Annotated in this window: 28 protein-coding genes and 1 pseudogene; 11 read left to right on the top strand and 18 right to left on the bottom strand. The window is 63.9% G+C overall.

Features of this window, described 5'->3' with window-relative positions; genetic code table 11:
• Nucleotides 1-23: 23 nt before the first annotated feature.
• Nucleotides 24-965 (top strand): nucleoside hydrolase, encoded by a 942-nt coding sequence (locus HB778_RS08865; RefSeq protein ID WP_183463129.1) that lies wholly within the window; start codon nt 24-26, stop codon nt 963-965.
• Between the two features lie 59 nt (nt 966-1,024).
• On the opposite strand, the gene HB778_RS08860 is transcribed toward HB778_RS08865, so the two are convergent.
• The 10 genes from HB778_RS08860 to HB778_RS08815 all read right to left on the bottom strand — a co-directional run bounded on the left by HB778_RS08860 (nt 1,025) and on the right by HB778_RS08815 (nt 8,032).
• On the bottom strand, nt 1,025-1,333 hold the full coding sequence (locus tag HB778_RS08860) for a hypothetical protein (RefSeq protein ID WP_183463127.1): 309 nt from the start codon (nt 1,331-1,333) through the stop codon (nt 1,025-1,027).
• Between the two features lie 70 nt (nt 1,334-1,403).
• Nucleotides 1,404-1,727, bottom strand: a complete 324-nt coding sequence (locus HB778_RS08855) for a hypothetical protein (protein ID WP_183463125.1) — start codon at nt 1,725-1,727, stop codon at nt 1,404-1,406.
• Between the two features lie 104 nt (nt 1,728-1,831).
• Nucleotides 1,832-2,446 (bottom strand): LysE family translocator, encoded by a 615-nt coding sequence (locus HB778_RS08850; RefSeq protein ID WP_183463122.1) that lies wholly within the window; start codon nt 2,444-2,446, stop codon nt 1,832-1,834.
• Between the two features lie 106 nt (nt 2,447-2,552).
• On the bottom strand, nt 2,553-3,998 hold the full coding sequence (locus tag HB778_RS08845) for an amidase (RefSeq protein WP_183463120.1): 1,446 nt from the start codon (nt 3,996-3,998) through the stop codon (nt 2,553-2,555).
• Nucleotide 3,999: 1 nt separating this feature from the next.
• Nucleotides 4,000-4,905, bottom strand: a complete 906-nt coding sequence (locus tag HB778_RS08840; protein ID WP_183463118.1) for a ribokinase — start codon at nt 4,903-4,905, stop codon at nt 4,000-4,002.
• 187 nt (nt 4,906-5,092) lie between these two features.
• A complete protein-coding gene (locus HB778_RS08835; protein WP_179297885.1) occupies nt 5,093-5,578 on the bottom strand; it encodes a hypothetical protein in 486 nt (161 codons plus the stop codon).
• A complete protein-coding gene (locus HB778_RS08830) occupies nt 5,550-6,080 on the bottom strand; it encodes a hypothetical protein (protein ID WP_183463115.1) in 531 nt (176 codons plus the stop codon). Before HB778_RS08830 ends, HB778_RS08835 begins: the two co-directional genes overlap by 29 nt.
• Nucleotides 6,047-6,439, bottom strand: coding sequence for a hypothetical protein (locus HB778_RS08825; RefSeq protein WP_096450204.1), 393 nt, complete (start codon nt 6,437-6,439; stop codon nt 6,047-6,049). Before HB778_RS08825 ends, HB778_RS08830 begins: the two co-directional genes overlap by 34 nt.
• A 20-nt stretch (nt 6,440-6,459) precedes the next feature.
• Entirely contained in the window at nt 6,460-6,930 is a 471-nt protein-coding gene (locus tag HB778_RS08820; RefSeq protein WP_183463113.1) for a hypothetical protein, read from the bottom strand.
• 223 nt (nt 6,931-7,153) lie between these two features.
• Nucleotides 7,154-8,032, bottom strand: coding sequence for a methylated-DNA--[protein]-cysteine S-methyltransferase (locus HB778_RS08815; protein ID WP_183463111.1), 879 nt, complete (start codon nt 8,030-8,032; stop codon nt 7,154-7,156).
• Between the two features lie 115 nt (nt 8,033-8,147).
• Between HB778_RS08815 and HB778_RS08810 the strand changes: the two genes are divergently transcribed.
• A complete protein-coding gene (locus HB778_RS08810; RefSeq protein WP_183463109.1) occupies nt 8,148-8,963 on the top strand; it encodes a class I SAM-dependent methyltransferase in 816 nt (271 codons plus the stop codon).
• Between the two features lie 2 nt (nt 8,964-8,965).
• On the opposite strand, the gene HB778_RS08805 is transcribed toward HB778_RS08810, so the two are convergent.
• Entirely contained in the window at nt 8,966-9,460 is a 495-nt protein-coding gene (locus HB778_RS08805; RefSeq protein WP_183463107.1) for a DUF2244 domain-containing protein, read from the bottom strand.
• A gap of 22 nt (nt 9,461-9,482) precedes the next feature.
• Between HB778_RS08805 and nth the strand changes: the two genes are divergently transcribed.
• The gene (gene nth, locus HB778_RS08800) at nt 9,483-10,295 is read left to right on the top strand and encodes an endonuclease III (protein WP_183463105.1); all 813 of its coding nucleotides are present in this window, start codon (nt 9,483-9,485) and stop codon (nt 10,293-10,295) included.
• Here the strand turns inward: nth and HB778_RS08795 are convergent.
• Entirely contained in the window at nt 10,283-10,738 is a 456-nt protein-coding gene (locus HB778_RS08795; RefSeq protein WP_183463103.1) for a DUF2214 family protein, read from the bottom strand. The two genes, nth and HB778_RS08795, sit on opposite strands and share 13 nt — an antisense overlap.
• Before the next feature lie 213 nt (nt 10,739-10,951).
• Here HB778_RS08795 and HB778_RS08790 point away from each other — a divergent pair, with 213 nt between their 5' ends.
• Nucleotides 10,952-11,491, top strand: coding sequence for a GNAT family N-acetyltransferase (locus HB778_RS08790; protein WP_183463101.1), 540 nt, complete (start codon nt 10,952-10,954; stop codon nt 11,489-11,491).
• A 13-nt stretch (nt 11,492-11,504) separates the two neighbouring features.
• Here the strand turns inward: HB778_RS08790 and HB778_RS08785 are convergent, their stop codons facing one another.
• A complete protein-coding gene (locus HB778_RS08785) occupies nt 11,505-13,994 on the bottom strand; it encodes an EAL domain-containing protein (protein ID WP_183463100.1) in 2,490 nt (829 codons plus the stop codon).
• A 272-nt stretch (nt 13,995-14,266) separates the two neighbouring features.
• Entirely contained in the window at nt 14,267-15,037 is a 771-nt protein-coding gene (locus HB778_RS08780) for an IclR family transcriptional regulator (RefSeq protein WP_183463098.1), read from the bottom strand.
• A 184-nt stretch (nt 15,038-15,221) separates the two neighbouring features.
• On the opposite strand from HB778_RS08780, the gene HB778_RS08775 reads away from it, so the two are divergent.
• The 5 genes and pseudogenes from HB778_RS08775 to HB778_RS08755 all read left to right on the top strand — a co-directional run bounded on the left by HB778_RS08775 (nt 15,222) and on the right by HB778_RS08755 (nt 20,454).
• On the top strand, nt 15,222-16,196 hold the full coding sequence (locus tag HB778_RS08775; protein ID WP_183463096.1) for a Bug family tripartite tricarboxylate transporter substrate binding protein: 975 nt from the start codon (nt 15,222-15,224) through the stop codon (nt 16,194-16,196).
• A 146-nt stretch (nt 16,197-16,342) separates the two neighbouring features.
• Nucleotides 16,343-16,879, top strand: a complete 537-nt coding sequence (locus HB778_RS08770) for a tripartite tricarboxylate transporter TctB family protein (RefSeq protein ID WP_183463094.1) — start codon at nt 16,343-16,345, stop codon at nt 16,877-16,879.
• A gap of 4 nt (nt 16,880-16,883) precedes the next feature.
• Nucleotides 16,884-18,407, top strand: a complete 1,524-nt coding sequence (locus tag HB778_RS08765; RefSeq protein WP_183463092.1) for a tripartite tricarboxylate transporter permease — start codon at nt 16,884-16,886, stop codon at nt 18,405-18,407.
• Between the two features lie 15 nt (nt 18,408-18,422).
• A complete protein-coding gene (locus tag HB778_RS08760) occupies nt 18,423-19,607 on the top strand; it encodes a CaiB/BaiF CoA transferase family protein (protein WP_183463090.1) in 1,185 nt (394 codons plus the stop codon).
• Nucleotides 19,604-20,454, top strand: a pseudogene (locus HB778_RS08755) (citryl-CoA lyase). The gene HB778_RS08760 and the pseudogene HB778_RS08755 overlap by 4 nt, the downstream one beginning before the upstream one ends.
• Before the next feature lie 9 nt (nt 20,455-20,463).
• Here the strand turns inward: HB778_RS08755 and HB778_RS08750 are convergent.
• Together HB778_RS08750 and HB778_RS08745 are read right to left on the bottom strand one after the other, a co-directional pair.
• Nucleotides 20,464-20,940, bottom strand: a complete 477-nt coding sequence (locus tag HB778_RS08750) for an NUDIX hydrolase (RefSeq protein WP_183463088.1) — start codon at nt 20,938-20,940, stop codon at nt 20,464-20,466.
• 129 nt (nt 20,941-21,069) lie between these two features.
• On the bottom strand, nt 21,070-21,408 hold the full coding sequence (locus tag HB778_RS08745) for a hypothetical protein (RefSeq protein ID WP_432421242.1): 339 nt from the start codon (nt 21,406-21,408) through the stop codon (nt 21,070-21,072).
• 116 nt (nt 21,409-21,524) lie between these two features.
• Here HB778_RS08745 and HB778_RS08740 point away from each other — a divergent pair, with 116 nt between their 5' ends.
• Both HB778_RS08740 and HB778_RS08735 read left to right on the top strand, forming a co-directional pair.
• On the top strand, nt 21,525-21,848 hold the full coding sequence (locus HB778_RS08740) for a hypothetical protein (protein WP_183463084.1): 324 nt from the start codon (nt 21,525-21,527) through the stop codon (nt 21,846-21,848).
• Nucleotides 21,848-22,426, top strand: a complete 579-nt coding sequence (locus HB778_RS08735; RefSeq protein WP_183463082.1) for an invasion associated locus B family protein — start codon at nt 21,848-21,850, stop codon at nt 22,424-22,426. The genes HB778_RS08740 and HB778_RS08735 overlap by 1 nt, the downstream gene beginning before the upstream one ends.
• 97 nt (nt 22,427-22,523) lie before the next feature.
• Here HB778_RS08735 and coaBC read toward each other — a convergent pair whose 3' ends face one another.
• A complete protein-coding gene (gene coaBC / locus HB778_RS08730) occupies nt 22,524-23,993 on the bottom strand; it encodes a bifunctional phosphopantothenoylcysteine decarboxylase/phosphopantothenate--cysteine ligase CoaBC (protein ID WP_210308070.1) in 1,470 nt (489 codons plus the stop codon).
• 90 nt (nt 23,994-24,083) lie between these two features.
• On the bottom strand, nt 24,084-25,658 hold the full coding sequence (gene ubiB, locus HB778_RS08725; RefSeq protein WP_183463080.1) for a 2-polyprenylphenol 6-hydroxylase: 1,575 nt from the start codon (nt 25,656-25,658) through the stop codon (nt 24,084-24,086).
• Nucleotides 25,659-25,711: the final 53 nt, after the last annotated feature.

The raw sequence follows: 25,711 nt of genomic DNA, 5'->3' as shown, positions 1-25,711 counted from the left end.
GGCCAGCCAAACAAGGAATTGAAATGCCCCAACCACGCAAGATCATCATCGACACCGACCCCGGCCAGGACGATGCCGTCGCCATTCTGCTGGCGCTCGGCAGCAGCGAATTGGAGATCGTCGGCATCACTGCCGTTGCCGGCAACGTGCCGCTGAAGCTCACCGAAAAGAATGCCCGCAAGATCTGCGAACTGGCCGGCCGGCCTGAGATCAAGGTCTATGCCGGTGCCATCCGTCCCCTGGCGCGCACGCTGGTCACCGCCGAGGAAGTGCATGGCAAGACCGGCCTCAACGGGCCGCAGCTTCCCGAACCGACGATGAAGCTGCAGGAGCAGTATGCCGTCGATTTCATCGTAGAGACGCTGATGAAGGAAGAGAGCGGCACCATCACGCTCTGCCCGCTCGGGCCGCTGACCAACATAGCGCTGGCGCTGATCCGCGAACCGCGCATCGCTCCGCGCATCAAGGAAATCGTGCTGATGGGCGGCGGCTTCTTCGAGGGCGGCAACGTCACGCCTGCGGCCGAATTCAACATCTATGTCGATCCGCAGGCCGCCGATCTGGTGTTCAAGTCCGGCATCCCGATCGTGATGATGCCGCTCGACGTCACCCACAAGGCGCTGACGACGACCAAGCGCACGCAGGCCTTCCGCGCGCTCGGCACCAAGGTCGGCACCGCGACCGCCGAGATGCTGGAGTTCTTCGAGCGTTACGACGAGGGCAAATACGGCACCGATGGCGGGCCGCTGCACGACCCCTGCGTCATCGCCTATCTTCTGAAGCCGGAGCTGTTCAAGGGCCGCAACTGCAATGTCAGCGTGGAAACCGCCTCGGAACTGACCATGGGCATGACCGTGATCGACTGGTGGGGCGTGACCAAGCGGGAAAAGAACGCCATGGTGATGCGCGATATCGACCATGACGGCTTCTTCGCGCTGCTGGTGGAGAGGCTGGGGCGGCTTTAGTTTTGCTTCGATGCGGGGCGTCCACGGCTGCGCGCTTTGGACGCCCCGCATTCGCTTGCTCAATCGAGGAGCAGACGAAAAGTGTCGGCGCCTTTCTTATGGTGCTGCCGCTCGAGCGACACTTCCGATCCGATCGTGTGCGGCGTATCCAACTCGCCGTCGACAGATATCAGGGCATTGTCGTTGAGACGGATGCCATACTGGTAATAAAGTCCGCGACCGGAGACGGCCTTCGGGGCTATGGGCATGGGCGTGGCGTTTTCAACGATGCCCGCAACGCGTTGTGTGCCGACGACAGGATTGTCCTGGTTCATCGCAATCAGGATCAGCGCCCGCCAGAGGCAGTGCGCAGAAGAAGGCGACGCCAATGACCGCCTCGCGATATTCGGCCTGAAGCAGGAGCAAGCGGCTTTTGAGAGAAAATCCTGTCGCCATAACTCACTCGGGAAACCGGTAGAAGACGGCGCCGTTGTCGCGCGTAACGCGTTCAATGCTGGCATCTGACCCAATCAGATGCGGGCGGTCGTCGTCGATGAGCACAAACGAGCCATCATTGAGAGCAAGCACATAGAGGATGTACTTACCGTCTCTCCATTGGGCACTTTTGATCGTTGCATCGATGGCACCGACAGACCGGATCGGGCTTGCGTCGTTGGCCCATTGGTTTGCCGCCAACATGAGCATAATCGCAAACACACCAATGAAGAGGATCACGCCAGGCGCGTTCCTCTTCAAACCATCCCAAGTCCAAAAGACAGACATGAATCCCTCAATACAGATTCATGTGGTGGTCGGAGAGCACACTTTCAATCGGTTGCCATTCCAGGGCGCTGCAACTCTTTGCGGCGCCGGCCTCGCGGCCGCCTTTACTTCGATCTTGAGAACGCCAGCCACAGGCCGCCGCCGACCAGGAAGCTGCCGCTGATCCTGGACATGAGCTTGATGCGGCTGGCCGACAGCAGGCGTCCGGCGCGGCTGGCGGCGAGCGCATAGGTCGAATCCGACAGGGCGGCGAAGATCATGGCGGTCAGGCCCATGACGACGATCTGCAGCGTATAATTGCCTTGCGGCGCGATGAACTGCGGAAAGAAGGCGCCGAAGAACACCAGCGTCTTGGGATTGCTCAGCGCCACCAGCAGGCCCTGCAGGAAGAAGCCGCCGCGCGGCCTTCTCGCCGTTCCGTCGGCGTTCAGCGTGCCCTTGGAGCGGAACATCTGGACGCCCATCCAGATCAGATAGGCGGCGCCGATCAGCCGCACCCATTCGAACCAGTGGCCCATGCCCGCGATCAGCGTGTTGAGGCCGATGCCGACGATGGCGATCATGATGGCAAGCCCGGCCTGCGTGCCGGCGACATTGGCAAGGCCGGCGCGGGCGCCATGGCGGATGCTGTTGGCAATGATCAGCGTGACCGTCGGACCGGGCACCAGGATGATGACGATGCAGGCGAGGACATAGGCGGCGTAGAGTTCCAGCGACATGATTTTTCCTCAAAATGCCGCCAATGCGGCGTAGTGGACGACAATCAATGCATGGCGACAGCCTCTGCGCAAGCCGTCCACGAAGCGCTGCACCCATGCGCTCGCGTCAAGCGCCGGCTTGCCAGGGCTGTGTCGCCTCATAGGCTGCGGCCGCCCTCAGCACGGCGAGGTCGCCGCGCGGCCGGCCGATCAGCTGCATGCCCATTGATCGCCCCCTGTCATCGAAGCCGACGGGTACGCTGACCGCCGGGCAGCCGCCCAGCGTGGCAAAGGCGGAAACCTGCATCCAGCGGTGATAGCTGTCCATTGGCCGTCCGGCGACCTCGCTTGGCCAGTGCGTGCCGATCTCGAAAGGGAAGACCTGCGCGGTCGGCAGGGCGATGAGATCGAAGCGGTCGAAGATCGACAGCAGCGTGCGATGCCAGGAGGTGCGGATCACTGAGGCCGCGCGGATCTGCGGCGCCGTCAGCCGCATCGCGTTCTCGATTTCCCAGATGGCTTCCGGCTTCAGCAGGCCGCGCCTGGAGGGGTCGTCGTAATGGACCTTGAGGGCGCAGCCGCTGCTGGCCTGGCGCAGCGTGACGAAGGCATGCCACAGTGCTTCGAAATCGAAATCCGGCAGCAAGGGTTCGACCGCGAAGGACTGGCCCGCGAGCCGGCCGAGTGCCGCCTCGCACAGATCGAGGATGCCCGCTTCGATCGGCAGATGGCCGCCGAGGTCGCCAAACCAGGCGATGCGGCCGCCGGTCGGCGGTATTGCGAGGCCTTCGAGGAACGAGCCCGGTTTCTCATAGGACAGGGGTGCCTGCGGATGGTAGCCCGCCTGCACGTCGAGCAGCAGCGCCATGTCGGCGACGTTGCGGCCCATCGGCCCTTCGACGCCCATCTGTGCATGAAAGACCTCGAAGTCCGGTCCGCCGGGCACAAGCCCCTGCGACGGGCGGAAACCGTAGACATTGTTCCAGCCTGCCGGATTGCGTAGCGAGCCGCCGAAGTCGCTGCCGTCAGCGACAGGCACCATGTCGAGCGCCAGCGCCACCGCCGCACCGCCGCTCGAGCCGCCGGCGGTGAGTGCCGGGTCGAAGGCGTTCAGCGTCGGCCCGAAGACATTGTTGTAGGTGTTGGATCCCAGCCCGAATTCGGGGACATTGGTCTTGCCGATGATGATGGCGCCGGCGTCGCGGATGCGCTCGACGAAGAAATCGTCTTCCTGCGGCACGAAATCGGCGAAGATCGGCGAGCCGAAGGAGGTCCTGAGCCCGGTCGTCGAGGCAAGGTCCTTGATTGCGATCGGCAGGCCGAAGAGCGTCCCGGTTTCGCTCACCCGCCGGCTATCGGCTGCGTCAGCCTCGCGCAGGATGTCGCCGCGGTCGCGCAACGAGACGATGGCATTGACCAGCGGATTGACCGCCTCGATGCGATCGAGGAAGGCGGTCACCACCTCGCGCACGGACAGTTTCTTGCGGCGGATCGCATCGGCAAGCGCGATGGCCGACAGGCGGCAGATATCGCCGGCCGGCGGCACGGCATGTTTCGTCTGGGGACGCATCATTTCAGCTGGCTTCCTGCAAGGCCTGATCGACATCCTTGGCCAGCGGGATCGCCGGTTGGGCACCGGGCTTGAGGCATGCCAGCGAGCCAGCCGTACCGGCGCGCGCCAGTGCCTTGTCGAGCGCAAGGCCGGATGACAGGCCGGCGGCGAAATAGCCGCAGAAGGTGTCGCCGGCGCCGACCGTGTCGACAGGCGTGATCTTCATGGCCGCAACGGTCAGGAAATCGCTCGGTGTCGCCGCCATGACGCCGTCGCCGCCGAGGGTGACGACGATGGTGCGGCCGGTTTTCGCGGCGAAGTCGCGCATACGGGCCGCGCGGTCGCGGCCGCTCAGCTTCAGCGCCTCGCCATAGAGGTCGAACTCCGTTTCGTTGGCGACCGCATAATCGGCCTTGCCGAGGAAAGCCGCCGCATCGCCCTGGAAGGGAGCGGTGTTGAGCACGGTGATGGCGCCGGCCGCCCGCGCCTGGTCGAGCGCCGCATCGACGGTCGCCAGCGGGATTTCGTGCTGGAGCAGAACGACGTCGCCCTTTTTCAGGAAGGCCTTGGAAAGATCGCCGGGCACGACGGAGGCATTGGCGCCGGGGACCACGGCGATGATGTTCTCGCCGTCGTCACCGACCATGATCAGCGCCGTGCCGGTCGAGGCAAAGGTTTCGCCGACGCCCGACAGGTCGACCTTGGCCTCGCGCAGCAATGCCAGCGCCTCGGCGGCGAAACTGTCCCTGCCGACGGCGCCGACCATGCGCACGGGGATACCGGCGCGTGCGGCGGCTAGTGCCTGGTTGGCACCCTTGCCGCCGGGCGCCGTGGCGAAACCGGAGCCACTCACCGTTTCGCCGGGGCTCGGCAAGCGGTCGACTTTGGCGATTAGGTCGAGGTTGATCGAGCCGATGACGACTATCAAGAAAGTGCCTCCCTGCCAGCGCTGGCCGGAAATCAGGATCGACTTTCGGAAAGCACGATGTGGATCGAAGATGCGAGGTTTGGCGGTGCATCAATATGGATGCACCGTCACCCCGGTCGCGCGGGAAGCTAGCGCGTCACGCGGTGACTTGCCAGACCATGTGGATATCAAAAGCTGATTTGTCGCCTTACTCGCAGCGCACGGTGACCGTGCCCTGATAGCTGCCGGCGGGAAAGATGCCCGATGATTTGGTGGCGGTGAGGTCAACCTCGATAGTGTGGGTGCCGTTGACGACGCGCTGCGGCACGCTTCCGGAGGTGTCGACGCCGGTGCCGTCGAGGCGGTAGACAGTGCTGAAGTTGACATTGGTGCCGCCGCCGCTTGGCGCCGACGAGAACGATGCGGGTGCCGGTGCGGAAACGGAATAACAATCGAGCAGGTTGAGCAAGGTGCAAAGCAGCGAGCTGGCGGTGATGGTGGCGCCCGCGCTCGATCCGCCGGCCTGCTTGGAGCCGAACACGTTAAGGCCGGGATTTGCCTTCATCGTTCCCGACGCCCCGACCATGATGGTGCAGGTGCCGATGATTGCCGCCGGCGCAGGCTGGCAGAAGCCGGCAAGTGCGGCCATCGCAAGCAGCGTGCGGCTATTTCTTCTTCCTCTTTTTCTTGCCATCGCCATTTCCGGTCCTGATGCTCCAGCCTTCGTTGGCCCACCCGGGCGACGCGGCCGCGGTAGCGGGAGCGGGAGCGCTGGCGGCCACGCTTCCCGTCGGGCCGTCGCCGCCGAGGCCCATTTTGAGCAGTTTCAGCTCCAGCTGCAGGCGCTGGACCTCAAGTTCGTACAACCGGCTGCAGTCGAGACGCGTCGGTGTACGCCCGATCGGGATCACCACCCGGCCATAGGTGGCGACGCCATTGTCCGTCTGGTTGTTGCCTCTGATGACGCCGAGATCCATATAGGCACCGGAACCGGAAACGGCGGAACGGCAAGTGGTGCCGTCCGCGGCATGGACCTCGTCCTGGCCCTGAGGCAAGGTGACACCGGGCAAATTGAAGCCGTTCTCGTTCTGGTTGAGATTGTAGATCTGGTCCTGGGCCTGGGTTGGAACGGTGCTTGTCACAGCAACCGCGACTGCCAGCGTCAGGACTTGCGGTGCCCAAAAAACTTTCCGCATATCTGTGCCCTTATCTGCGTCTGTTGATTGGGGAAGGGGATGCTTTCGGTACAGATACGCACTTTACGCTCGGCGGCGCCGCCGAAAGGCACGACCACAAGGACAGGGCGGGAAGCCTGGGAACCCAGTTGGAAGGCACTCGGAGAGATCCTGGCGTCCACCGGCTGAAAATCCTGATCGTAGACGTGGATTTCGACCTTGATCTTCTGGTCGTATGGATTGGCCGGGTATACGCGGACCGCGAAGACGTCGGTGAAACTGTTGACCTCGCCGCGCATCGGCGACATCGACTGCGCCGCCGCGGCAACGGGGATCAGGCCGACGGCCAGCGCCGTCGCCAGGGTTCGAAAAAGTGTCAAGGATGCCTCCTTCCCGGGCGCTACTCGCAGCGAAGCGTTACCGTTGCCTGATAGTTTCCGTTGGCGAAGCGGTTGCTGCCGCCCTTGGTGCCGGCGAGATGGACCGAAACTAGGTCGGCGCCGGGCGAGCTGATGGCGGTCGCCGAGCCGGTCTCGACGATGGAGTGCGCACCGGCGGAAGAGTAGGTTGGTGTCCAGGTGGTCGATGTGGTGTCGGCCGCCGGCACCGTCGTGGTGGTAACCGGATCGACGCTCAGCGACACGCCGCCGGTCGTCGTCAGCGTGACGGTTCCGGCCGAGCCGCCGCTGTTGTGGGAGCTGAGGGTCTGGAGGTCGGGACTGACCGTCATCGTGCCATTGGTGGCAATGACAAGCGTGCAGGTCGGGGAGATCGTGCCATTGAAAATGACATTTTGCGTCGTCGCCAATGCAGTCTGGTCCAGACATGCGACCAGCAAAGCTGCACCGAAGGCGGTGCGAAACAATTTCATCGAGACCTCCTATTAAGTCGGATCGCCCGAATTAATATGAGTCATGATCGCTTTATCGTGGTTAATTTAGCGTAAACTTAAATAATTCGCGGCAATAATGACCATGAAGAAACCGATGGTTGTCCTCGGTTGTATCCAGAAATTTCGATGAGAAATCGCACTAATACTCTTAATAGTGTGACTATTCATATATTTCTTGGGTCGCAATTGAAAAATCGACATTTTACGACGACACTTGGCCCGCCTCCCAGCCCAGGATGGCGCGCTTGCGGGTCAGGCCCCAATGGTAGCCGGTGAGGTCACCGGACTTGCCGATGGCGCGGTGGCAAGGCACCACGAAGGAGAGCGGGTTGGCGCCATTGGCGGCACCGACCGCCCGGCTGGCGCTTGGCGCGCCGATGCTGGCGGCGATCGAGGAATAGGTGCGCGCCTTGCCCATCGGGATCTGCAGCAGCGCCTCCCAGACGCGGACCTGGAAGTCGGTGCCGATCATGACGACATGCAGCGGCTGGTCGGGGCGCCACAATGTCGAGTCGAAGATGCGCGAGGCATAAGGACCAGTAGCGGCCATGTCCTCGACATAGATGGCGTTCGGCCAGCGGCTGGACATGTCGGCGAAGGACGCACGTTCCTCGCCGGGGTCGCTGAAGGCGAGGCCGGCAAGGCCACGGTCGGTGGCCATGATCAGGGCGGTGCCGAAAGGCGAGGGGTGATAGCCGTAGCGGATGGTGAGGCCGGCGCCGCGTGTCTTGTAGTCGCCCGGCGACATCGCCTCGTGGGTGACGAACAGGTCATGCAGCCGGCCGGGACCGGACATGCCCAGTTCGAACGAGGTTTCGAGCAGCGGCATGCCGGAATCGAGCAGCCGGCGCGCATGGTCGAGCGTCACCGCCTGCAGAAAGGCTTTTGGCGACAGGCCGGCCCAGCGGGTGAACAGTTTTTGCAGGCCGGTCGGCGTCTCGCCGACCTCCTCCGCGAGTTCCTCGAGCGAAGGCTGGTCGCGATAGTCGAGGCTGATCTTCTCGATGGCGCGGCGCACGATCTCATAGTCGCTGCCTTGCGGCGTGATGTCCTTCTTGAGGACGGCTGTCTGTGTGCTCATCGAACTGTCTCCTTGACCAGGAATATCGCCCCTTGGGGCGCCGATCGCCACCCGAAACTTGCCTTCTTGCCGCGCATGCCCAGATAGACTCGGGGTTTCGTGCCAGGAGTCGCTTATGGCTGGCGAGAAAGTGCATCTGACAGGGGCCAGGGAAACCTTGCTGATGACGCTCTATGGCAAGGCGCTGGAGAGCCGGCTGTCCCATTCGCTGCTTGCGGATCATTTCGCCGACGAGGCGGTGCGCAAGATCGACTATGATTTCTCTAGGCTCAAGGTAGACGAGAATCTCGGCATCGGCCTGGCGATCCGGGCCAAGACGCTGGACGTTCGTGTCGAGGATTTCCTGGCCAGAAATCCTGGCGCCATCGTGCTGCATCTTGGCTGCGGGCTCGATACGCGCATCTTCCGTGTCGATCCACCACCAGGCGTGGACTGGTTCGATGTCGACTATGCGGAGGTCATCGAGCTCAGGCGCAGGCTCTACCCGTCCCGCGACCATTACCACCTCATCGCTTCGTCGGTGACCGAGCCCGGCTGGCTGGCCGACGTGCCCCGCAACCGCCCGGCCATCGTGGTGGCGGAGGGGCTGACGCCCTATCTTCCCGCAGACGAAGGGCTACGCCTGGTTTCGCGGCTGGTCTCGCATCTTGCCGGCGGCGAATTGATGTTCGACGCCTACAGCCGTTTCGGCCTGACGCTGCTTCGCCTCAATCCGACCGTCAAGGTGACGGGCGCGGAAGTTCACTGGGCGATCGACGATCCACACGAGCTGGAACTGGCGGTCCCGAAGCTGCGGTTCGTCGAGGATATCTCCACCTACAAGCCGGAACACGCCGCCCGCATGGGCTGGTCCGCCAAACTGTTCGTGCGGCTTTGGAAGCACATTCCGGCGCTGCGCAAGGTCGGCAGGCTTTTGCGCTATCGTTTCTAGATTCAGCGCGCCTTGGCGGTCGCCAGTGCGCGTGAGAAGGCGGTGGCAAAGCTCTCGCGGGACTCGGGATCGAGAAAGCCACCGATCGGAACGTTCTGGCCTTGGCCTTCGACCGTCATTTTGGTGATGCCGATTTCGGCATGACGGGCGACCGAAAACCGCGCCCAGAACGGGTTGAAGCGGTGCGCCTCCGATTTTCCCGAGGGGGCCGTCTTGCGGATGTCGAGGCTGGTGCGCGAGACCGAAACCTCCTCGCGGGCGCGGGCGGCCCGATAATTGGCGCGGAAGGCGATGTAGACGGCGACCACGTCGAGGCCGAAGAAGCCGAACACCGGCCAGGCACCGCGCGACAAGAAAAACGCGCCGGTCACCAGCCAGCCGAACAGCAGCGCGCCCATCAGGACCAGGAAGCCTGTCCTGCCCAGCGAGCGGTGCGGCGTCAGCAATGCGTGGAAGAAGGGCTCGTCAGCCTGGAACGAGGCGTTTGTGTCGCTCATGACAGGATATTATAGGAGGGAAATGGCGAGCCCCAAGTCCAAAGATTCTTCCATGCCCAAAAATGAGTTGCCAGCCGGCCAGCGTGACGGTTCGAACGCCAAGCCGCGCCCACGGCCGGTGCGGCGGACGTCGCGCTACAGTCCGGCCGAAGTGCACGAGATCTTCCGCCGCTTTTCGGTCCAGCGACCGGAGCCGAAGGGCGAACTCGAACATGTCAACGCCTTCACGCTGCTGGTGGCGGTGGTGCTTTCGGCGCAAGCGACCGACGCCGGCGTCAACAAGGCGACACGAGCCCTGTTCAAAGCTGCAGATACGCCGCAGAAGATGTTGGCGCTGGGCGAGGTCAAGGTCGGCGATTACATCAGGACCATCGGGCTCTGGCGCAACAAGGCCAAGAACGTCATCGCGCTTTCACAAGCACTGATCCGCGACTATGGCGGCGCGGTGCCTGATGACCGCGACGAGCTGGTCAAACTGCCGGGCGTCGGGCGCAAGACCGCCAATGTCGTGCTCAACATGGCCTTCGGCCAGCACACGATGGCGGTCGACACGCATATTTTCCGGATCGGCAACCGGCTTGGCCTGGCGTCCGGCAAGACGCCTGAACAGGTCGAACAAGGGCTGCTGAAGATCATCCCGGACGAATATATGCGCCATGCGCATCACTGGCTGATCCTGCATGGCCGCTATGTCTGCAAGGCGCGCAAGCCGGATTGCCCGGCCTGCGTCATCGCCGACATTTGTACGGCCGAGGAGAAGACGACCAGCGTTCCGGCACCGCTGGTGGAGATCGCTCCGCTTGAAACGGCCGTCTCTGGCGATCAGGTGCCATAGCCGCGCGCCATCGCTGCCGCGAAGACCGGGATCAGCAGGAAGACGAAGGCCTCGGTGCGGATATAGGTCTTCACCGAGGCCAGTTCGCCCGCCGGCACGGCGAAGGAGGGATTGGCGCTGGCCTGCCGGTTCCAGGAAATGAAGCGCACGGTCGGGATGATCGACAGCAAGCCGACAAGGCCGAAGGCCGCCATCTTGGCCCAGAACACCCAGTTGTAGACGTAGAACTCCCAGCCCTTGAGGCCCCAGAAGACACGACCGATGCCGACGATGATGACGAGCGCGGCGATGATGCCATAATGGCGGTCGATGCCGGCGAGCCGCTTGAGCGTCGCTGCGGGCAGGTCGCCACGGATCAGCACGAATTCGGCACCGATGATCCCTGCCAAGGAAAACACCAGCAGATGATGGACAATGACAAGCACAAGGTCTGTCGTGTCCATGCTTCTTCCCCTGGGTTTGATGGCCCCAGCGCGTGTCCGAAAAAGGTCGCGTCGCCGGGGGCTGAATCAGCGTGCCGGGAAAATAACACTGTCAGGCAGAATTCCCATAGCACCTGGCCATACGGCTTGCCTGGATGATGGAGCGTCTCGTGCTGGCCCTTGCACCGCAGGGGCGATTTGCTAAGCGCAGGCACCATCAGCGAGGCAAGTCCCATGAACAATCCGCAAGCGACCATCGCCCCCGTCATCGAGACGCAGCGAACCATTCTGAGGGCGCACCGGATCGAGGATTTCGACGCCTATGTCGCCATGTGGTCCGACCCGGTCGTCACCCGTTTCATCGGCGGCAAGCCGCGCACGCGCGAGGAAAGCTGGATGCGCTTCCTGCGTCATGCCGGCCTGTGGTCGCTGCTGGGCTACGGCTTCTGGGCGATCGAGGAGAAGGCGACAGGCCGCTTCGTCGGCGAGGCCGGCTTTCATGACCTGAAGCGCGACATGGAACCGTCGATCGAAGGCATTCCCGAGGCCGGATGGGCTTTGGCGCCGGCCGTGCACGGGTCGGGCCTTGCCACAGAGATCGTCAGTCGCGTGCATGTCTGGGGCGACGAGACCTTCAGACGTACCAAAACCGTCTGCATTATCGATCCGGAAAATACGGCTTCACAGAATGTCGCCAGGAAGTGCGGCTACAGCGAGGTGACGCGGACCCTCTATCACGATGCCCCGACCATCCTGCTGGAGCGACGGCCCTAAACCGGAGTGAGGCCTAACCGGCCTTGCGGCGCAGCTTCCGTGTCAGATCGGCCCATGGATCGGCGCTCTCGGCGGCCGGCGTGACACCCCGGCCAAGCAGCTCCGTCGAGGCATCGAAAGGCTTCGGCCTGGCTATGCCATAGCCTTGGGCATAGTCGACGCCGATCGTCTTCAGGGCGGCGATGATGCCGTCGCTTTCAACGAACTCGGCGATGGTGCGTTTGCCCATGACCTTGCCGATATGATGGATCATCTCGACCATGGCGCGGTCGATGCGATCCTCCAGCATGTCCTTGACGAAGCTGCCGTCGATCTTGAGGTAGTCGACCGGCAGGTGCTTCAAATAGGCGAAGGACGACATGCCGGAACCGAAATCGTCGAGTGCGAAACGGCAGCCCAGGCCGCGCAGATCGGCAATGAAGCGCATGGCGTTGGTGAGATTGGCGATGGCGCTGGTTTCGGTGATCTCCAGGCAGATCATGGCAGGCGAAATGCCATGGACGAGAAACTGCTCGCGCAGGAAGCCGAGAAAGGTCTCGTCGCCGAAAGTCGCGCCGGAAAGATTGATGGCGCATGTGGCGATCGGCGCGATGGTCGGATCGGCTTGCCGTGCGGCCAGGATGCGGAAGGTGTTACGCACCACCCAGCGGTCGATCGACGGCATCAGGCCGTAGCGCTCGGCCGCGGGAATGAAGCTTTGCGGGGTGACGAAGCTGCCGTCTTCGTCGGTCAGCCGCAACAGGATTTCGATATGCGCTCCCGCCTCGGCGGCGTCGTCGTTGAGTGGCCAGATTTCCTGGGCATGCAGCCTGAAGCGGTTTTGCTCAAGCGCGGCGTGCAGGCGCTGCACCCAGGCCATCTCGCCGAAACGCTGGCGCAAAGCCATGTCGCCATCGCTGTGGATCTGGACCCGGTTGCGGCCTTTCTCCTTGGCCATATAGCAGGCGACATCGGCGGCACGCAGCGTCTCCTCGATTGTCACGTGCGCATCGGCGATCTGTACCATGCCGATGCTGACACTGGTGTTGAAAGGCCTGTTATCCCAGGCGAAATGCAGGTCCTGCACGGCTGTGCGCAGCCGTTCGGCGGTGTCGGCGGCGGTTTCGCAGTCACTGTCCACGAGCAGCACACCGAATTCGTCGCCGCCCAGCCTGGCCAGCACGTCGCCCGGCCGCAATTCGTGGGTCAGCAGCGCGGAGATCTGGCGCAGCAATTGGTCACCAGCGGCATGGCCGCAGGTATCGTTGACCAGCTTGAACTGGTCGAGATCGAGATACATCAAGGCATGCTGCCGGGGCTGGCCCTGCAATTCGACGATCGTCCTTTCCAGCCGGCTTTCGAAATCGCGCCGGTTGGCGAGCCCGGTCAACGCGTCATGCGAAGCCTGCCATGAAAGCCGCTCGATATAGTCCTCTTCGCGCGTCATGTCGTGGAAGGCGAGCACCGCGCCGACGACCTCACCGGAAACCAGCAGCGGTGCGCCGGTCAGCGCGACAGGAACAACAGAGCCGTCCGGCCGCTGCAGCAATTGCGGACGGGCGCTGGAACGGCGCGGTTCGCCGGCCAGGAGACGATCGACCAGCTGCGTTTCTTCAACGCTGGTGTCTTTGTCGACGAGGCGAAAGAGCGATGCGATCGGTTTGCCCCTGGCAGTGCCGAACGGGCAGGCCAGCAGTTTCTCGGCAACCGCGTTCATGTAGTCCAGCCGCCCGTCACGGCCTGTGCTGATGACGGCCTGGCCGATCGAAGCCAGCGTGACCTGGGCGCGCTCGCGCTCGGCATTGAGCGCCAGCTGGAAGGCCTGGCGCTGTTCCAGGAGTTTGCGCGTGCGCCAGACGGCGAGCAGGATCAGCAAGGCTGCGGTGACCAGATTGGCAAGGGTAAGCAGCAGCTTGATGAAGCGCGATCCCTCGCCGAGACTGTCCGAGAAAGCCTTGGAAAGCGGACTGATCTGACGGTCTAGCTGATGGATATCCGTCTTCCAGGCGTTGATCTCAGCCGGTGACGCCTGCCCCTTGCTCAACGTCGCGTGCATCGCGTCGCCGAGCTGCTGGATGGCGAGGATCATCGCGTCGGCGGCGGTCCAGTGCCGGATAGCGGTGTCGAGATAGATGAAGCCGCGGAAATTCTGGAACAGCCAGATCATCCCGGTTACGTCGTCCGGGTGGTTTCTGCCCTGCAGAAAGCCTGCGCGCGCCGCCTCTGTATCGGGGTCGGGCTGCTCGAGCGCCAAGCGGGCCGAGCGGTCGGCCAGCGGAACGGCGATCGCTTCGCGATACTCACCGAAGAACTCCTCATTGCCGGTGTCGGCATAGAGGCTGAGGAAATAGATGGCGTGCTTTTGCCCCTTGGACCACTGGCTTTCGCCGCCGACATAGGCGCGTACCGCCGAAAGCGTGTAGAGGCTGAGGCTGGCGACCAGCGCCTGGATGAGGACGACGGCGATGAACGGCCAGACGAGCCCGAGAAGACGGGGGTTGGCGTTCCTCGATGACAGCTTCATCGAATTCACGGACGGGCCATGATCCTGTCAGCGCGTCTGTCCGACTGTTAAACCCGTCGGTTTAAGACGCTGTTCTTCCCTCATGTCGCTCAAATGGCGACAGCAATCGGGTTATCACGCCGGGCTTAACAGCAAATAAATAGTTCCGTTCTCTATGAAGCCTTTTCTTGACGTGGGCAGTCGAATATTACGCAACGTCAAGTGACTGCTTAAAGTTGAATCAGTTTGTATTCGAAGCTTATCGGTCCTCTTGCAGGTCGCAACCGCCGGAGCTAGGGCAGAGCTTCCGCCGCAAGACTTGCCTGTTCGAGCATGGAGGCATCCTCACCGAAGGCGCGGGTCGCGCGAGCCGCCGCCTCGAGCAGCGGACGTTTCATGCGCTGAAGGAAGGCGGCATCGACGCGCGTGCTCGGGCCAGCCAGCGTCAAGGCGCCGAGCAGGATGCGTCCCGGTCCGAACACCGGCGCCGAGATGCCCGCCGTCTCGGGATCGCGGTCGCCGACGGCGAGGCAGTTGCAAGTCCTGCGGATGGTCTCGTAGGGTTCACCCATCTGGCCGGAAAACGCCGCAAGCACGCGCCCGCCCGAGCCGACCAGCAAGGGCAGTACGTCGCCCTCGCGAATGGTATAGCGGATCGGATGCTTGGATTCGACGCGATAGAGGCAGGTGCGGACGTCGCCCGAGCGGACATAGAACGCAACGCTTTCCCAGCTTCGCTCGGAAAGATCGCGCATGATCGGCAACAGGATGTCGACCGCCACGACCGAACGCTGATAGAGCGCGCCCAGCCGAAAGGTGGCCGGCCCGACGCGGTAACGCCCATCGTCGAGGCGCTCGAGCAGCTGCCCGCGCAGCAGCGAATTCGCCAGCCGCAGGATCGTGCTCTTGTAGAGGCCGGTACGCGCCGCGATTTCGGCCAGGCTGAGCGAGCGATCGGTCGCGGTGAAGGCATCGAGGATGGCAATCGCCCGATCAAGTGCCGCAACACCTTCGGCCGAGGCGCGCCGGCTTTCCGCATCAGTCGATCTGCTTGGTAGGTCCATCGCGGTTCCCAGTTCGGAGAAGCCCGAGCGGAGCCACTCTGTCGGCCACTGGACCGTTCTGTCCAGCAGAATATCGTTCCCGTTGACAGAACTCAGTAACATCTGCTTGAACTCGATCACGGGTCTGTGAATGCAGGCGCGTTTGGCAGGCACCGGAGGAGGTGTCGTGATCTGGAGGAATCCCATGCTGAACAGACGCAGATTTTTGATGAGCACGGCGGCGGCAGGTGCTGCCGGCCTTGCAGGACTTCATCTCACGCCCGCTTTCGCTGAAGGCGCACCGCAGATCCAGATTTTCGTGCCGGCGGCACCCGGCGGCGGGTGGGACCAGACAGGGCGCACGATGGATCAGGTGCTGCGCGCAGAGAAGCTCATCTCCGGCTCGCAGATCACCAATGTCGGCGGCGCCGGCACGGTCGGGCTGCCACAGTTCATCAGCCAGTGGAACGGCAAGGGCAATTCGCTGATGGTCGCCGGCATGGTCATGGTCGGCGCCATCATCGCCAACAAGGCCGCCAACAATCTGACGCAGGTCACGCCGATCGCCCGTCTCACCGGCGAATTCGAGGCCCTGGTGGTGCCGGCGGAATCGCCATTCAAGACCGCCGCCGATTTCGTCGCGGCGCTCAAGGCCGATCCGACCAAGGTTCCGGTGGCCGGCGGTTCCGCCGGTGGCTCCGACCACATCCTGTTCGGCCTGATCGCCAAGACGGTCGGTGTTCCGGCGACCAGTCTTTCCTATGTGCCGTTCGCCGGCGGCGGCGAGGCCTTGTCGGCGCTGCTCGGCAACCAGGTGGCGGCCGGCATTTCCGGCTTTGGCGAATTCTCCGAGCAGATCAAGGCGGGCGCTCTGAGGCTGCTCGCCATCTCGGCCGACAAGCGCCAGGACGGCATCGACGCGCCGACGCTGAAGGAAGCCGGCATCGATGTCGAACTGTTCAACTGGCGCGGCGTTTTCGCGCCTCCCGGCGTGTCCGACGCCGACAAGGCGGCGATGATCACGCTGGTCGAGACCATGGCCAAGAGCGATGCCTGGGCCACGGAGTGCAAGAACCGCAGCTGGACGCCCATCCTGCTCACCGGCGACGACTATGCGAAATTCGTCGCCGAGGATTCGGCGCGCATCGAAGCCATCCTCAAGGACCTCGGCCTCGCCTGATTTCCCCAGGGGGACGGCGCGAGCCGTCCCTCATTTTTCTATTCCAGCCGATCGCAGGAGAGAGTGCGGTCGGCCAATGAGTGAAGGTACGTGAAGCCGGCAGCGGCTGCCGGCTGTCTTGGCCAACTACCGGGGGAGGGACATTCATGAGCACCATCAACCAGCCGGCGGCGCCCTCGCGCCTTGCCGTGCCGGAATTGCTTGTTGGCATCGGCCTTCTGGCCTGTGCCGGCGCCGTGGCTTGGCAGACGCTGGCGATTCCGGTGTCGCCGCTCTATTCCAAGGTAGGCCCGACCGTCTTTCCCTATCTCACCATGGTCGGCCTGATGGTGCTTTCCCTGCTGCTCATCCTCGCAGCACTTCGCGGCGGCTGGCAGCCGGAGGAGGAAAAGGAAACGCCGACCGATTGGAAGGCGATGGGCTTCGTTGTCATCGGCCTGATCGCCAACCTGCTGCTCATCCGGCCTCTCGGCTTCACGGCGGCATCGGTCATCATGTTCGTTCTCGTCTGCTACGGCTTCGGCAGCAAGCATACGCTGCGTGACGCGCTCACCGGTCTCATCCTGGCGCTGGCCGCCTATTTCGGCTTCGCCAGGGCGCTCGGCGTCAACATCGGTGCCGGTTTCATCGAGAACCAGCTGAACTCGGTGATCGATGCGATCATCGGCGCTCTGGGAGGCTGACGCCATGGAAACGCTTGGCCATCTCGCCCATGGATTCTCAGTCGCCTTCACCCCGATGAACCTGATGTGGTGCCTGCTCGGCACCACGCTCGGCACCGCCATAGGCGTGCTGCCCGGCCTCGGGCCGGCACTGACCATCGCCTTGCTTCTGCCGATCACCTATCAGGTGGCGCCGGAGGCGTCCTTCATCCTATTCGCCGGCATCTACTACGGCGCCATGTATGGCGGCTCGACGACGTCGATCCTGCTCAACACGCCGGGCGAAAGCGCCACCATCGTCACCGCGCTGGAAGGCAACAAGATGGCGCGGTCCGGCCGTGGCGGTGCCGCACTCGCCACCTCGGCGATCGGCTCCTTCGTTGCCGGCACGATCGGAACGCTGGGCGTCGCTTTTCTGGCGCCGGTGGTGGTCAAGTTCGCGCTGGCCTTCGGCCCGGCCGAGTATTTCTCGCTGATGGTGCTGGCCTTCATCACGGTTTCGGCCGTGCTCGGCTCGTCCTCGGTGCGCGGGCTCACCAGCCTGTTTGCCGGCTTCGTCATCGGCATGATCGGCGTCGATCTGCAGACCGGCCAGCCGCGCTTCACCTTCGGCTCGACCGAACTGCTCGATGGCGTCGACGTCATCATCGCCGCGGTCGGCCTGTTCGCGGTCGGCGAGACGCTCTACATGGCCTCGCGCCGCTATGCCGGCAAGGACGAGATCGTGCCGCTGAAAGGTTCGCTCTACATGACCGCGGCCGAATGGGGCCGCTCATGGAAGGCCTGGCTGCGCGGTGCCGCGATCGGCTTCCCGATCGGCGCCATGCCGGCTGGCGGCGCCGAAATCCCGACCTTCCTGTCCTACGCCATCGAAAAGAAGCTGTCGAAGCATAAGGAGGAATTCGGCACGGTCGGCGCCATCGAGGGCGTTGCCGGTCCCGAGGCCGCCAACAATGCGTCCGCAGCCGGCGTGCTGGTGCCGATGCTGACGCTCGGCCTGCCGACCTCGGCGACGGCGGCGATCATGCTGTCGGCGTTCCAGAGCTACGGCATCAATCCCGGCCCGCTGCTCTTGACGACGCAGGCCGACCTGGTCTGGGGCCTGATCGCCAGCCTGTTCATCGCCAATGTCATCCTCGTCATCCTCAACCTGCCGCTGATCGGGCTGTGGGTGCGGCTGTTGGAGATACCGGCGCCGCAGCTCTATGCCGGCATCCTGGTGTTCGCCACCGTCGGCACCTATGGCATCTCGCAGTCGCCGATCGACCTCGTCATCCTCTATCTGCTGGGGGCGGCGGGCTTCCTGATGCGGCGCTTCGATTTCCCGACCGCGCCCGTCATCATCGGCATGATCCTCGGGCCGCTCGCTGAAACTCAGTTCCGCCGGGCAATGACCATCTCGAATGGCGACTGGTCGGTGTTTTATACGCACAAGCTGTCGCTGACGCTGCTGACGCTCGCCTTCATCGGCCTGGTCGGGCCGCATATCTGGGCCTTCATCGAGCATCGCCGGCGGCGCGGACCGGAGCATGTGCCGGGCGATGCCTGACCGATTTGAGAAGACATGACAGACCTGCTTTCCGGTATCCGCGTCCTCGACCTGACCAATGTTCTGGCCGGGCCCTATTGTGCCTATCAGCTGGCGCTGCTGGGGGCCGATGTGATCAAGGTCGAGGGACCGCAAGGCGGCGACCTGGCGCGCCAGCTCGGCGGCTCGCCAAGGCTCAATCAAGCCGGCATGGGCGCCTCGTTCCTGGCGCAGAACGCCGGCAAACGATCCGTGGTGCTCGACCTGAAGAATGAAGCGGATCGCGAGCGCTTCCTCGACCTGGTCGCCAGTGCCGATGCGCTGGTGGAGAATTTCCGCCCCGGCGTGATGGATCGGCTCGGCATTGGCTATGAAGCGCTGAAGGCGGTCCGGCCAGGCCTCGTCTATTGCGCCATATCGGGTTTCGGCCAGACCGGGCCGATGCGCGACAATCCCGCCTATGACCAGATCATCCAGGGCCTGTCGGGCATCATGAGCATCACCGGCACGCCGGAAACGGCGCCGCTGCGCGTCGGCTATCCCGTTGCCGATACGCTGGGCGGGCTGGTCGGTGCGTTCGCGATCGCATCGGCGCTGGTCAGGCAGAAGACATCGGGCGAGGGCGCCTTTCTCGACGTCTCGATGCTCGAATGCACGCTTTCCGCGCTTGGCTGGCCGGTATCGAACTACCTGACGGCAGGAGTCGATCCCAAGCCGATGGGCAATGAGAACATGACTGCGGCACCTTCCGGCGCCTTCCGCACCGGCGATGGATTGCTCAACATTGCCGCCAACAAGCAGGAGCAGTTCGTAACGCTTTGCCGGCTGATTGGGCGGGCGGAGCTCGCCTCGGACGCGCGCTTCGCTGAGCGCGAGACACGCAAGCACAACCGTACGGCGCTGAAAGCCGAGATCGAGGAGGCTCTTGCAGACGCCTCGGCGGCTGTCTGGGAAGAGACGTTCAACCGTGCCGGCGTGCCGGCGGGCAGGGTGCTGACGATCCCGCAAGTGCTGGCCGAACCGCAGGTGCTGGCGCGCCAGGTGACGGCGAATTTTGACGATGTTGCCGGCATGGACAGGCCGCTGACCGTGCTGCGCGGCGGCTTCATGGTCGATGGTGAGGCGCCGTTGCCGACGAAGCCGCCGCCGGCGCTCGGCGCGCATATGGACGAGATTTTCGCCGGCCTGCCGCCACGCGCCAAAGCAAAGGCCCGGGCATGAGCGGCGCGGAGAAGAAGTCAGGCCGTGAGCGCGGCGAGGAATGGTGGCAGACCGGCATCATCGAGATGAGCCCCGGCGTCATCCGGCTGCGCGGCTATGAAATCCAGGACCTGATCGGTCGCGTCAGCTTCCCGGCAATGATTTGGCTGATGTTGCGTGGCGAACTGCCCAGCGAGGACCAGGCAGCCTTGCTCGGTATAGCGCTGGGTGCGGCCGTAGATCATGGCCCGCAGGCACCGTCGATCGCCATTGCCCGTATGGCCGCCACCTGTGGCGTCGGCATCAACAGCGCCATGGCTTCGGCCATCAACGTGCTCGGCGACGTGCATGGCGGCGCCGGCGAGCAGGCGCTGTCCTTCTACGGTGATGTCGCCGTGGCGATCGATGGCGGAATGGTGCTGGATGAGGCGGTCTCGGCACGGCTCGACCGGTTCTTCGCCGAGGAAAAGGGTTATGTGCCGGGGCTCGGTCACCGCTTTCACCCAATCGATCCGCGCGCGCCGCGCTGCTTGAACTGACCCGGGATTTTGCCGCGCGCGGCGTGGTCAATGGACGGTTCGCCGACATCGCCCAGGGGATCGAGGCCGATGTCGCGCGGCGCAAGGGCAAAAAAATCCCGCTCAACATCGACGGCGCCACGGCGGTCATCTATGGCGAACTCGGCTTCCCGCCGCCGCTGACGCGCGGGCTCTTCGTGCTGTCGCGTTCCGTCGGCATCCTGGCACATGCCTGGGAGCAGTCGCAGCAGAGTGAGCGCAACAAGGGGCCGCTGCCGCGCGAATGGCTGTGGGCCTACACCGGCAAGCCGCTGCGGCCTTTTCCCGAAGATGGCGACAAGAGCGGGTAAGGGCCTGCCTCAGGCAGCGTCGATCGGCGCCTGTTTGGGAATCGTCAAGGTCGCCACAAGCGTCGAAAGGTCCGGCTCGTCGATCAGCATCGCCGCATCGGCTGGAGCCAGCCAGGCCCGCTGCCGCCGCCTGGCTTCCTGCCAGTTGGCCAGCTCCTCGGTCACCTCAAGCAGATAGACGATGACGTCGACACGAATGAAGTTGTTGGCCAGCCGTTTCCAGTAGGAATAGGTGCCCGCCGGCTGCTTCAATGTCTTGCCGAGCACGCCGGCTTCTTCCATCGCCTCGATGGTGGCGGCCTTGCGCCCACTTTTGCCCTTCATCGGCCATCCCTTGGGGACGATGAAGCGTTGCGTCGTCCGCGACGTGACCAGCATCACCTCGAAATCGCCGCCCGCGGTCAACCGAAAGGGGATCGCCGCGACCTGGCGGATCCGCTCGCCTTTCTTGGCCTTGCGCACGGCCTTTTTCTTGGTGGCTGCCATTCGTAACAATCCAGTCGGTGCAAGTGCCCCATAGCGTGATGCGGCGCCTTTGCAAAACCCAAACTGCCGCAGGGGCACCTGAAAGGCCCCTATCATGTAAGTCGGCTAAATAAAAGAGTGGTCAGCCCGTCAGCGACAGGTGCTCACGGCGGTGTTGCCGATTATCTGCGTCTGGCAGCTCGACCTGACCTGCGGCACCACCGGCGGCGGCTGCTGGACGATCACGCGGTCCTGGGCGCGATACTGCTGTTGCTGCTGCTGAAATTGCTGCCGCTGAATCCGGTTCTGCAGGATCTGCAAATCGTTCTGCTGGATCAACGCGTTGCTTTTGGCCGCGGGATTGAGCACCTGCGCCGAAGCGGGTAGCGCAAGGCCGGCCACGAAAACCGCGGCCAGCAGCGCCGACGCAAGTTTCACCGATGGTCGACGCTCCGACATCCGCCCATTCCCGCGAAAAATCCTGTTCATCCGCCATATATAGGGCGTTCGCCCGGCGATGCCATGGCCGGCCCATCGGTCGCCTTGAAATCAATCACGCCCTCTGCTGGCCATCCGACCGCGACCGCAGATTGCCGACGACGCCAATGCTTGAGATCGGCATGGACATCGCGCCCGGCGACACTGCGGCATTCGCTCCATGGAAGGCCAGGTGGAGTTGCCCCAATAAAGGTCGCTTCGCGGCTGCGGAGAATCTACCCGGCAACCCCGCATTGCACTTGACGGAGGCGATCGATTCGCCGCTCTATCGGGTCGGCGCTGGCCTCGAGCTGAATGGCGTCAATGGTGTCGGCATGTCCGTCAGGTATAACGGCGCCTTCGGGGAAACGGTCAAACAGAATGCAGCCAGCGCGTCTCTCAAGGTCAGTTCCAGACTGGCTCGAGACGGAGCCAGGCGGGAGAGGTCTTGATGAGGAAATACGCGTATTTTGTTGCGATGCTGGGTGCGGCCTGCATCGCCGGTCTGCCGGCCGGGGCCGCGCAGACCAAGGGCGACAAGGTGGCGGCGCCGCCCGCCGCGGCTGACGCGCCGCAGCTGCCCGGCGGGGCATCGGCCTTGTCCGAAACCCATGGCGACTGGACGGTCAACTGCCAGATATCGGGCACGAACAAGGTCTGCAGCCTGTCGCATCAGCAGTTCAACAAGCAGAGCAACCAGCGGCTGCTGGCGATCGAGCTGTCGAGCAAGACCGGCGATGATGCCACCGGAACCCTTGCCTTGCCGTTCGGGCTGGCGCTGGCCAAGGGCGTCACCCTGACCATCGACGACCAGAAGCTCGACGGCAGCCTGGCGTTCAACACCTGCCAGGTGGTCGGCTGCCTGGTGCCCGTGGCGTTCGATGCCAATGTCACGCCGCTGCTCAAGAACGGCACGACGCTGAAGATCGACGCCTTCGCGGCCGATACCGGGCAAGCGGTGAGCTTTTCCATTCCGCTCAACGGTTTCGGCGGGGCGCTCGCCCGCACGGCGGAACTGTTGTCGAACTGACGGCCTGAGTCAGGGTATCTAATACGCGGCGCCTAACTGACGCCGCGTATGGCAAGCAGCGGCTATGTTGGCGGCAGGGTTTTCCCGCCAACACTCTTCAAACAACGATCGTCTTCAACCGCTCGGCGATGAGTGCGGCGAGCCGCGCCGCGACCTCGTCCTTGGTCATTTCGGGCCATTCCTCGACCCCCGTCTTTGAGACGATCCGCACCTTGTTGCGGTCGCCGCCCATGACGCCGGTGGGGCCGACGCCGCTTTCATGTGAGACGTCGTTGGCGACGATAAAGTCGGCCCCCTTCTTCTTCAGCTTGGCCTCTGCATTGCGCAAAAGATCCTGCGTCTCGGCAGCAAAGCCGACGACCAGGCCGGGCCGTTGGCTGTGATGGCCGACGCCGGCAAGGATGTCGGGGTTCTCCACCATGCGCAGCACGGGGGGGCCTTCGCCCGCCACTTTCTTGATCTTCTCGCCGGCCGAATTCTCGCTGCGCCAGTCGGCGACGGCGGCGACGAACACTGCTGCGTCCGCCGGCAGAAGCTGTTCGACCGCATCGCGCATCTCCTGCGCACGCTCGACATGGATGGTCTTCACTCCAGCGGGATCGGCAATGTTTACGGGACCGGAGACGAGGCGCACATCGGCGCCAAGCCTTGCCAATGCCGCGGCGATGGCGTGGCCCTGCTTGCCGGAGGAACGGTTGGCTATGTAGCGCACAGGGTCGATCGGTTCGTGTGTCGGGCCGGAGGTGACGATGATCTTGCGTCCTGCCAGCGGCTTGGGGCCGGCTTCGAGCAGCGCCTCGACCGCGGCGACGATCTCCAGCGGCTCGGCCATGCGGCCTTCGCCGGCCTCGTTGCTTTCGGCCATTTCGCCTCTGGCCGGGCCGATGAAGCGGATGCCGTCCTTGCCCAATGTCGCGCGGTTGCGGCGCGTGGCCGGATGCGCCCACATTCTTGGGTTCATCGCCGGCGCCATCAACACCGGCTTGTCGGTGGCCAGCAGCACGGTGGAGGCCAAATCGTTGGCATGGCCATTGGCGAGCTTGGCCATCAAATCGGCGGTGGCGGGAGCGACCACCAGAAGATCGGCCTCGCGCGACAGCCTGATGTGGCCGACATCGTGTTCGTCATTGCGGTCGAACAATTCGGTGAAGACATGGTCGGCCGAGAGCGCACCGACTGACAGCGTCGTGACGAATTCCTGTGCCGCAGCCGTCATTACCACGCGCACCCCAGCACCGCGCTCGCGCAGCCGGCGGATCAGGTCGAGCGCCTTGTAGGCGGCGATACCACCGCCGATGATGAGCAGGATGCGCTTGCCGGAAAGCATACCCGGCGGAAGGATCTTGCCCGTGGGGGCCGCAACCGGGGTCGCCGCACTGTGCGTGCTGGTCAGTTCGCGCAAGGTCCTTTCGATCTGATCGATACGGCCGGGTCCGATCTGACCGTCGACAGCGGCCCGGATCATCACCCGGGCCTGCTCTTCCATGGAGCGGTTGTTTTCCGCCGCCAATCGGCGCAGCAGCTCCTTGACCTCGTCGTCAAGGTTGCGGATCGTGATGCTTGCCATGTGATTGCACTTTGCTCATCTTAACCGATGGCGATGATAGCAATGCAATCAATCGGCAGCAAGTTGCGGCTCGAGCTTCGCTTTCCAGGCCTAAAGAATCTTCCAGGCGATATAGACCAGCGTCAGCGCGATCACCCACAACGCCACGCGGCCTGAGCGGCTGTAGCGCGCCTCGGCCTTGCCGATGGCACGCGCCGTGGTCTCGTCGAAGCGCAGGCCGTGCTCGGCCATCAGGTCGATCTCACGCGACAGTCGGTCGGTGCGCGCGGCAAGCTCGGGTATCTGGCGGGCAAGCGTCAGCAGCGCCTTGGCGCCATCGCGCGCATCGACCATCATGCCGCGCGGGCCGAGGTTTCCGGCGATCCAGCCGCCGACCACCGGCTCGGCCGTCTTCCACATGTTGAAGGCCGGATCGAGCGTGCGCGCCACGCCCTCGACCACCACCATGGTCTTCTGCAGCAGGATCAGCTCGGGCCGCGTCGCCATGTCGAAGAGTTCGGTCACTTCGAACAGCAGCGTCAGAAGTTTGGCCATGGAGATGGTCTCGGCCGGCTGCCCATGGATCGGCTCGCCAATGGCGCGGATCGCCTGCGCGAAGGCCGCGACATTGTGCTGGCGCGGCACGTAACCGGCCTCGAAATGCACTTCGGCGACGCGCAGATAATCGCGCGTGATGAAGCCATAGAGGATTTCGGCGAGGAAGCGGCGCTCCTTCTTGCCGAGACGTCCGGCAATGCCGAGGTCGACGGCGACGATGGTGCCGTTTGCCTCGACGAACAAATTGCCCGGATGCATGTCGGCGTGGAAGAAGCCGTCGCGCAAAGTATGGCGCAGGAATGACTGGATGAGGTTGGCAGCGATCGCTTTCAGATCATGGCCGGCGGCTTCGAGGCCGGTGATGTTGTTCATCTTGACGCCGTCGACCCATTCCATGGTCAACACGTCGCGACCGGTGCGTTCCCAGTCGACGTAAGGCACGCGAAAGCCGGGATCATCCCTGGTGTTTTCGCCAAGTTCGGAGAGTGCCGCCGCCTCGAGGCGCAAATCCATCTCGATCTTGGTGGTCTGCGCCAGCGTCTCGGTCACCTCGACAGGCCGAAGCCGGCGTGAGGAGGGGATGTATTTCTCCTGCAGGCGGGCGGCAAGGAAATAGCTTTCGAGGTCATGGAAGAAGCGGCGGCGCACGCCGGGACGGATGACTTTCACCGCGACCTTGGTGGCAACGCCGTCATGGATGGTTTCGGCGGTATGGACCTGGGCGATGGAAGCGGCGGCGACCGGGTCGCCGAACTCAGCGTAGAGATCACCCACCTTGCGCCCGAGCGAGGCTTCGATGGCGGCGACCGCCTCGGCCTTCGGGAAGGTGTGCATCTTGTCCTGCAGCATGGCGAGGTCGAGCGCCATGTCGTTGCCGACGACGTCGGGCCGCGTCGCCAGGAACTGGCCGAGCTTGACATAGGACGGGCCGAGCCGGACCACCGCCTTGGCCAAGCGGTCGCTGCGCTCATAGGCCAGCGCGCGGCGGCGGGTGAACAGCCGCGCCAGCCGCCAGCCGAATTTCGGCAGGCCGGACAGTTCCTCGCCCGGCAGAGCGGCGATGACGCCCTCGCGCACCAGCACCCAGCCGGCCCGTGCGAGCCTGAAACCAGCGCCGACGCTGCTCATGGCTGCACCCTGGCCGGGCCTTGCGACCGACACGAGCTAAATCGAGGATGGGA

Origin of the sequence: Mesorhizobium huakuii (assembly GCF_014189455.1) — a bacterium.
In the GTDB taxonomy this organism is placed as follows: domain Bacteria; phylum Pseudomonadota; class Alphaproteobacteria; order Rhizobiales; family Rhizobiaceae; genus Mesorhizobium; species Mesorhizobium huakuii_A.
The sequence above is the reverse complement of the archived record's forward strand: the minus strand, read 5'-3'. Positions and strand labels throughout refer to the sequence as shown.

Bases quoted from the DNA above. Each gene is read 5' to 3' on its own strand.
- HB778_RS08865 (WP_183463129.1), top strand. From the start codon at position 24: ATGCCCCAACCACGCAAGATCATCATCGACACCGACCCCGGCCAGGAC.
- HB778_RS08855 (WP_183463125.1), bottom strand. From the start codon at position 1,727: ATGTCTGTCTTTTGGACTTGGGATGGTTTGAAGAGGAACGCGCCTGGC.
- HB778_RS08850 (WP_183463122.1), bottom strand. From the start codon at position 2,446: ATGTCGCTGGAACTCTACGCCGCCTATGTCCTCGCCTGCATCGTCATC.
- HB778_RS08845 (WP_183463120.1), bottom strand. From the start codon at position 3,998: ATGATGCGTCCCCAGACGAAACATGCCGTGCCGCCGGCCGGCGATATC.
- HB778_RS08835 (WP_179297885.1), bottom strand. From the start codon at position 5,578: ATGGCAAGAAAAAGAGGAAGAAGAAATAGCCGCACGCTGCTTGCGATG.
- HB778_RS08830 (WP_183463115.1), bottom strand. From the start codon at position 6,080: ATGCGGAAAGTTTTTTGGGCACCGCAAGTCCTGACGCTGGCAGTCGCG.
- HB778_RS08820 (WP_183463113.1), bottom strand. From the start codon at position 6,930: ATGAAATTGTTTCGCACCGCCTTCGGTGCAGCTTTGCTGGTCGCATGT.
- HB778_RS08815 (WP_183463111.1), bottom strand. From the start codon at position 8,032: ATGAGCACACAGACAGCCGTCCTCAAGAAGGACATCACGCCGCAAGGC.
- HB778_RS08810 (WP_183463109.1), top strand. From the start codon at position 8,148: ATGGCTGGCGAGAAAGTGCATCTGACAGGGGCCAGGGAAACCTTGCTG.
- HB778_RS08805 (WP_183463107.1), bottom strand. From the start codon at position 9,460: ATGAGCGACACAAACGCCTCGTTCCAGGCTGACGAGCCCTTCTTCCAC.
- nth (WP_183463105.1), top strand. From the start codon at position 9,483: ATGGCGAGCCCCAAGTCCAAAGATTCTTCCATGCCCAAAAATGAGTTG.
- HB778_RS08795 (WP_183463103.1), bottom strand. From the start codon at position 10,738: ATGGACACGACAGACCTTGTGCTTGTCATTGTCCATCATCTGCTGGTG.
- HB778_RS08790 (WP_183463101.1), top strand. From the start codon at position 10,952: ATGAACAATCCGCAAGCGACCATCGCCCCCGTCATCGAGACGCAGCGA.
- HB778_RS08785 (WP_183463100.1), bottom strand. From the start codon at position 13,994: ATGAAGCTGTCATCGAGGAACGCCAACCCCCGTCTTCTCGGGCTCGTC.
- HB778_RS08780 (WP_183463098.1), bottom strand. From the start codon at position 15,037: ATGGACCTACCAAGCAGATCGACTGATGCGGAAAGCCGGCGCGCCTCG.
- HB778_RS08775 (WP_183463096.1), top strand. From the start codon at position 15,222: ATGCTGAACAGACGCAGATTTTTGATGAGCACGGCGGCGGCAGGTGCT.
- HB778_RS08770 (WP_183463094.1), top strand. From the start codon at position 16,343: ATGAGCACCATCAACCAGCCGGCGGCGCCCTCGCGCCTTGCCGTGCCG.
- HB778_RS08765 (WP_183463092.1), top strand. From the start codon at position 16,884: ATGGAAACGCTTGGCCATCTCGCCCATGGATTCTCAGTCGCCTTCACC.
- HB778_RS08760 (WP_183463090.1), top strand. From the start codon at position 18,423: ATGACAGACCTGCTTTCCGGTATCCGCGTCCTCGACCTGACCAATGTT.
- HB778_RS08750 (WP_183463088.1), bottom strand. From the start codon at position 20,940: ATGGCAGCCACCAAGAAAAAGGCCGTGCGCAAGGCCAAGAAAGGCGAG.
- HB778_RS08745 (WP_432421242.1), bottom strand. From the start codon at position 21,408: ATGAACAGGATTTTTCGCGGGAATGGGCGGATGTCGGAGCGTCGACCA.
- HB778_RS08740 (WP_183463084.1), top strand. From the start codon at position 21,525: ATGCTTGAGATCGGCATGGACATCGCGCCCGGCGACACTGCGGCATTC.
- HB778_RS08735 (WP_183463082.1), top strand. From the start codon at position 21,848: ATGAGGAAATACGCGTATTTTGTTGCGATGCTGGGTGCGGCCTGCATC.
- coaBC (WP_210308070.1), bottom strand. From the start codon at position 23,993: ATGGCAAGCATCACGATCCGCAACCTTGACGACGAGGTCAAGGAGCTG.
- ubiB (WP_183463080.1), bottom strand. From the start codon at position 25,658: ATGAGCAGCGTCGGCGCTGGTTTCAGGCTCGCACGGGCCGGCTGGGTG.